7 protein-coding genes and 2 tRNA genes are annotated in these 5,536 nt (G+C 37.9%); 4 read left to right on the plus strand and 5 right to left on the minus strand.

The features are described from left to right. Positions 1 to 83: 83 nt before the first annotated feature. From RDN22_RS10820 to RDN22_RS10830, 3 genes are all read right to left on the minus strand, one after another. The gene (locus tag RDN22_RS10820; RefSeq protein WP_278558828.1) at positions 84 to 437 is read right to left on the minus strand and encodes a hypothetical protein; all 354 of its coding nucleotides are present in this window, start codon (positions 435 to 437) and stop codon (positions 84 to 86) included. Positions 438 to 455: 18 nt separating this feature from the next. Then, positions 456 to 1,370 (minus strand): DMT family transporter, encoded by a 915-nt coding sequence (locus RDN22_RS10825; protein ID WP_040531618.1) that lies wholly within the window; start codon positions 1,368 to 1,370, stop codon positions 456 to 458. Between the two features lie 82 nt (positions 1,371 to 1,452). Next, positions 1,453 to 2,187 (minus strand): matrixin family metalloprotease, encoded by a 735-nt coding sequence (locus RDN22_RS10830; RefSeq protein WP_278558830.1) that lies wholly within the window; start codon positions 2,185 to 2,187, stop codon positions 1,453 to 1,455. Between the two features lie 146 nt (positions 2,188 to 2,333). Between RDN22_RS10830 and RDN22_RS10835 the strand changes: the two genes are divergently transcribed. The 4 genes from RDN22_RS10835 to RDN22_RS10850 all read left to right on the plus strand — a co-directional run bounded on the left by RDN22_RS10835 (position 2,334) and on the right by RDN22_RS10850 (position 3,532). Next, positions 2,334 to 2,789, plus strand: coding sequence for a hypothetical protein (locus RDN22_RS10835; RefSeq protein ID WP_278558831.1), 456 nt, complete (start codon positions 2,334 to 2,336; stop codon positions 2,787 to 2,789). Between the two features lie 78 nt (positions 2,790 to 2,867). Continuing rightward, a tRNA-Gln gene (locus RDN22_RS10840) sits at positions 2,868 to 2,940 on the plus strand. A 100-nt stretch (positions 2,941 to 3,040) separates the two neighbouring features. Further along, the gene (locus RDN22_RS10845) at positions 3,041 to 3,370 is read left to right on the plus strand and encodes a hypothetical protein (protein ID WP_278558832.1); all 330 of its coding nucleotides are present in this window, start codon (positions 3,041 to 3,043) and stop codon (positions 3,368 to 3,370) included. A gap of 89 nt (positions 3,371 to 3,459) precedes the next feature. Further along, positions 3,460 to 3,532, plus strand: a tRNA-Glu gene (locus RDN22_RS10850). Between the two features lie 1,222 nt (positions 3,533 to 4,754). On the opposite strand, the gene RDN22_RS10855 is transcribed toward RDN22_RS10850, so the two are convergent. Beyond that, the gene (locus RDN22_RS10855) at positions 4,755 to 4,940 is read right to left on the minus strand and encodes a hypothetical protein (protein ID WP_308558113.1); all 186 of its coding nucleotides are present in this window, start codon (positions 4,938 to 4,940) and stop codon (positions 4,755 to 4,757) included. A 1-nt stretch (position 4,941) separates the two neighbouring features. Beyond that, positions 4,942 to 5,148 (minus strand): hypothetical protein, encoded by a 207-nt coding sequence (locus RDN22_RS10860; protein ID WP_308558114.1) that lies wholly within the window; start codon positions 5,146 to 5,148, stop codon positions 4,942 to 4,944. Between the last annotated feature and the right edge of the window lie 388 nt (positions 5,149 to 5,536).

Below are 5,536 nucleotides of genomic sequence, written 5' to 3' on the forward strand. Positions count from 1 at the left end.
GCTTATTTTTGATAATTTATTCTTGACTAATCGTAGGAAAGAGGATGAGAAAAAACGCCTAGTTTTTCCCATCCTCTTCTTAACTATTCCTTATCCTGGGCTTCACTATCAGGACTAATTGTTTGATTATTAGCCTGATCCTCGTTATACCTTGCAAGAAGGATTTGCTGGTCTTTATCTTTAATGAGGTTTTTAATATCCTCATCAGATTTCAACTCAGGCTTTTCCTTAACAATTTTATCCAATACTTCATCAGAGAACTTAAACTCGGGTTGAACCTTAGTATCACCATTAAGAACATCTATTGTTTCATCGTAAGAAAGAACCTTTAGCTTCCAGCTTGTCCGATCAGCATCGGGCTGGTGAAGAACATTGGGATCATTCTTAAGATCCTCACGAAAGCCATCTTCATCATATTTATAACCATCTTCTGCCATATTGTATCCTCCTTCTTATTAGTCACTAGCATTCTTGCGGTGTGGACGAATGTTGATTGCACATACCGCAACGATAACCAGAATAGATCCAAGAATATCAGCTCCAGTTAGGTAAAGGTGGAAAATTAAAACGGAACCAATAGTTGCCGAAAGTGGTTCAAAGGCATCCATTAGACTAAATGTTGTTGCATCAATGTATCTGAGTGAGGTATTTGCCAAGTAGAACGGAATGATTGTTCCAATAATTAAGATGCTTGCACAGTCGATCCAAACACTGGGAACGTTTGGAATTGCCGGTTGCTGAGGGTGAATTGCTAAAAGAACGATGCCGGCAAACAGAAGTCCCCATGCAGTAACGTCTAGCGATGGTACACGCCCAGTTTGTAACATTTTCTGGGGAATCAAGGTATTGGTAGCAACACCAACCGCTGAGATAAAGCCCCAAAAGAGGACCGCTGGTGTGACAGCTAAGTGGTTGAATCGACCATGAGTGGCAATGATGAAGACACCGAGGAAGGCGATGATTGCACAAATGATTTCAATTCTTCGTGGCGGCTCATGTCGAAAAACGGCTAGATAAGCGATAATGAAGAAGGGACCAACAAACTGAAGAATAGTGGCAATGGAGGCATTTCCTTCTTGAACAGCCATAAAGTAAGCAAACTGGACAGGTACCAGACCAATTACACCATAGGCAAAGATAACCCAGGTGTCATGTAAATTATGGAAAATCGCAAATGGATGGTTGCCCATTAGTTTGCTAATAACAATCATAATCACACCACCAAAAATCAACCGCCACTGGGTTAGCCATAGTGAAGTGATGGACGGACTAATGTTAAAAAGGGCCTTGGCAAACAGACCGGAAATTCCCCAAAAAGTGGTTGCGGTGATTACCATTGCAAGACCGAGAGCTTTTTTATTTGAATTCATTGAAACGATAACCTTTCTTAAAAATACACACGGTGTCATTTTACCATGAATCAGCTGGTGGATTTTAAATTTAAGAGGGAATCTAGTTATTATTAGTAGTATTAGTTTGAGACTGAGATGAAGTTGATGCAGTGTTTTTCTGTGAATAGAGGAGCTTAACGTTTTGAATATCTGTTGATTGAATTGGGTAATTAGAACCGGTTGGCTGCATTACTGAAATGTTATCTGTATGGTGAAGACCAATGGCGTGACCAAGTTCATGCTCGGCTGTATTGATGATCCGTCGTTGTGAATAACCGTAAACCGGATTTAGCAGATATGCAGAGTTGAGTTCGACCCTTACGTAGATGAAGTTGCCATTGCCAGAATTAATATTTGCTTCTGTTAAACCAGCCGCTCCATCCTTATCATCATCAATTGTTGTGAAAAGAATGTTTGCATCTTTTTGTTTCTTAACCACGTGAAAAGTAAAGGAACCAGTATCATTCCATGCTTTGATCGCTGATTTAGCAGCACTTCGTAAGACCGGATCTTTGATATTAATAAAAATAGTGGCAGAATTTGTTGGCCATTTACCAACAGGCTTCGAGTAAGTGGCCTTTTTTTCTGTCCTTTGCGAGTTATCTTTTGTTAATTTTGGCTTTTGTTTCTTTTTTCCCGTAACCTGGTTAATAATATTTTGAGTGTGAATCTGGACTTCATGAATGAAGATGTTAGTGTTTGAGTTTACTGTTTCAATATTCTGATAGGACCAGATCGCGGTGATAAAAATCAAGCTATAGATTAGCGGGAGAAGGAATTTCGAATACTTCTTCATTAAAAAACTACCCCCATAAAGTGCATTCTAGTGAACTTCTTAGAGCTTGTCTATTATTTAGAATGGATTTTTCCCTATGTGAACCGCTATAGGGAAAAGATTTGCGGTAAAATAGTAATAACAAGGTTGCGAGGGGGAAATCTATCATGGTTGCGGCATTTAAACTCCATGTTGTACTTAGTTGGGGCGAAGAGAGAGATTACCTATTAGCAAACGATGTTGAACCGGGATTAGAGCATCGTTATCAAACACGAGAGAATTGGCAAGAGGTAATGAAGGGTGCCTTGATTAACGTCCCGGTTGGCCCATATATTAAGGATAATCGGGTAATTCCGCCAATTGCGACTGCTAAAGTATTAGATGTCATCGCGGTAGACCAAGTCGATCCAAAGTTACAACGGACCCGGAGCCAGTTTATAATGGCTGCTATTTGGGAAAGCCAGTCTGAGGTGCAAGATTATAACTTTATGCACCATGATTACTCTCGGTGGTCACAACGGCAAATTAAAGCAGATGTTGACTATTGGAATAATGGGACTAGGCATCCGTGGATTAATATGGTAACGCAGTGGCGGATTTGGTTACAAAAATATCGTCATTAGTGAATTTGATTAAGATGAATCCGTAGAAAATGGTTGACTAATTAAAATTCACCGTGTATATTATTATTGTTATCTTATTGGGCATTCGCCAAACTGGTAAGGCAGTGGACTCTGAATCCATAATTTACTGGTTCGAGACCAGTATGCCCAATTAGTTAGGGTTCCGTATTATTCGGAGCCCTTTTTTGTTGAAATTTTACGTGTGATTTGTTTCTTGGTAAAATACCTTTAGACATTGAGGAGAAGAGAAAATGGCAAGTAATTCTGATTCAATTTATTACGTATTAACCAAGATTAAGCATCATCCAGAACTAATAGTGAGTGAAAAAGTACAGTATACCAATACAATTTCCGTTTTTATTAAGGACTCACTGAAAATTGCGGATGCTTCTTTTTATTTTCCGGATGATCGCTTAATGGTAAATCGACTATCAAATGACTTTGTGGCTAAAAATGGTGATTTGTTAGAAAGCTTTTTTGTTAAGACGCATCAAGAAAAGAAGAATTATCACGATGTTTGGGTAACAACTGCTCACGTTAAGAAGATGAGGGTTTATTTACTAGAACTATCGTTTGAATGATTTTGTCTTTATTAATTGATCTAAATAGTAAATTAATTAATGTTTGACAATATATGAGAAAATCTGTATACTTCTCTTGTATTGTTTATTGCCCGCTGGTCAAATTGGTTAAGACGTCGCCCTCTCAAGGCGGAGTTACGGGTTCGATCCCCGTGCGGGTGATTTTTTTATTTTTAAATAAAATAAATAGGTGTAAAAAACGTTGATATAAAGGCATTCTTGATTTTTGCTTTACACCCATTTAGGCTATTTTTTAACAATTCTGCGGAAAAATTGCGGAAAAAATAATCTTCTTGCCAACGTGGTAGGCTACCGGTTTTCGGTGGTCTTTTTATTTTTGTCTGCGGAACTTCTGCGGAAAAATCATCCCCAAAATTGCGAATATCTTTTTAGGGGGTCTGAAATGTCATGATTATTGATAGTACTGTGGGGATGATATAATTAAACGTAAATGTAGGCCGGTTGAAAATTAGGCAAAAGTTGTTATTCCAGTAACTAGGCTAGCTAATCAGGAATAACCAACCTGCGGACTTTTTCCCGGAACATTTCGCCTCTGTGATTGCTAGCCAATCAAATAGGGGCTTTTCTTATGCGTTCCTGCTGCCTTTTATAGGCCTGTCCGATCTGCCTATGTTTTATTATCTTTATCAATTGCTGATGAGTGATGAAGATATCCGGTCAATGATTAAGTTATCAGTGCAATATCTGCAATTCTTGCACCGATAAGCTATAATTAATTTGAATTTGAAAAGCGTTTGTATTGCGCGATATAAAGAAAGGGCGGTCAAGGTAGCAAAATACTTTGATCGCTCTTTGATTATTTTTTACATTTATTTACGCTATTTTCATTTATTTTAACCCATGTTATAATTTTAAACGTGAAAAGGCGCTAGGCTGTGCGATAACCTAACGCCCGGCATTTCTTGCTAGACAAGTTCTATTTAAGCATTAATAGTTAATAGCTATTGATGCTTTTTTATTAGGCTGATTGCTATAACAATTACAAACACAAGCATTTTACAGCTTGTAAATGTCACTGTTATGCTCACCGCCAGAACCTCCCTAGCAGTCAAGAAACTTTCACAACCAACGCCCCATTTCTTGCTGTACTTGTAAACCGTTGGTGATGTCTAGCTTCTTATTGCCTAGATAAGTAATAGGGTAGCTACTCCCCAAGACTTACCATGATTAAATTATATAATTTAAATCACTTTTAAAGTGAATTATTCGATGCGCAAGCCTTGCGTTTAATAAATTCCAGCTAATCCATTGATACACAAGTAATTACAGGCAATTTTTAGCAATCAAAAAAGGGGCCAAAATTGACTCAAATTGCTTCTCATCCCCGTATAAAAAAAGCAACTAGCAGGGGATGCTTAGTTGCCTATTGCTTGTCTAGTTCTGTTTGTCGTTGCTCAATATAGCCCTTTAATGCTTCCAAGTCTTCGCTAGTAGCATTATTCAGAATAAAGCTCTTAGCCATTGAACGCTTATTAATGTAGCGGGTGCGTTCTCTGTTCTTCTTACGATAATTGTAAGTAGCCCGCTTCTGAGCTTCACTAATTGCCATGTTAAAAGCCCCATTTCTTATGCGTCTTGTCCGTTTCAATTTCAATCTCAATTAGTTTATTGTGACGTTTTTTTATTTTGGGTGAATGCAGCCAATCCTTGAACTTGATCGCCTGCCGTTTTATGTTGTCTTTTGCTTCTCTAGGCGTTGGAATAGTCAATTCAACTTCAACATGATTATTCCTGGTGTGGAATTTATAGCTCTTCATGATTTAAACCCTCGCTTTTAAATGCTATACTTTAATTGTAATAAAGCCCCTAAGAGTTGAGCTGCTAAACTTACAACTCTTAGGGCGGTAAGTAATTACCACTTAATGATAAGTTCAAAGTCTAGTTTGATGAAGAAGTGTCCGCTAAACACAATCTTAATCTTGCTGGGCTTTTTCTTTATGATTAAGTGCATCATACTCACCCCCTTTCCTTAGGGGCTAAATATATTATATACTTTTGTACATATAATTGCAATAAGAAAATGGGGCTGTGACATAAGTCTCTAATAATAAGCGGAGTTAAATGAAATCTTCGGATTTCATTTAACTCCGCTTTCCTTTAGAATAGATATTAGAAAAAGAAAAAGACACCGACTAGCCCGTCGAT

The sequence above is a fragment of the uncultured Lactobacillus sp. genome, from assembly GCF_902491705.1.
Lineage (GTDB): Bacteria > Bacillota > Bacilli > Lactobacillales > Lactobacillaceae > Lactobacillus.

Bases quoted from the DNA above. Each gene is read 5' to 3' on its own strand.
- RDN22_RS10820 (WP_278558828.1), bottom strand. From the start codon at position 437: ATGGCAGAAGATGGTTATAAATATGATGAAGATGGCTTTCGTGAGGAT.
- RDN22_RS10825 (WP_040531618.1), bottom strand. From the start codon at position 1,370: ATGAATTCAAATAAAAAAGCTCTCGGTCTTGCAATGGTAATCACCGCA.
- RDN22_RS10830 (WP_278558830.1), bottom strand. From the start codon at position 2,187: ATGAAGAAGTATTCGAAATTCCTTCTCCCGCTAATCTATAGCTTGATT.
- RDN22_RS10835 (WP_278558831.1), top strand. From the start codon at position 2,334: ATGGTTGCGGCATTTAAACTCCATGTTGTACTTAGTTGGGGCGAAGAG.
- RDN22_RS10845 (WP_278558832.1), top strand. From the start codon at position 3,041: ATGGCAAGTAATTCTGATTCAATTTATTACGTATTAACCAAGATTAAG.
- RDN22_RS10855 (WP_308558113.1), bottom strand. From the start codon at position 4,940: ATGGCAATTAGTGAAGCTCAGAAGCGGGCTACTTACAATTATCGTAAG.
- RDN22_RS10860 (WP_308558114.1), bottom strand. From the start codon at position 5,148: ATGAAGAGCTATAAATTCCACACCAGGAATAATCATGTTGAAGTTGAA.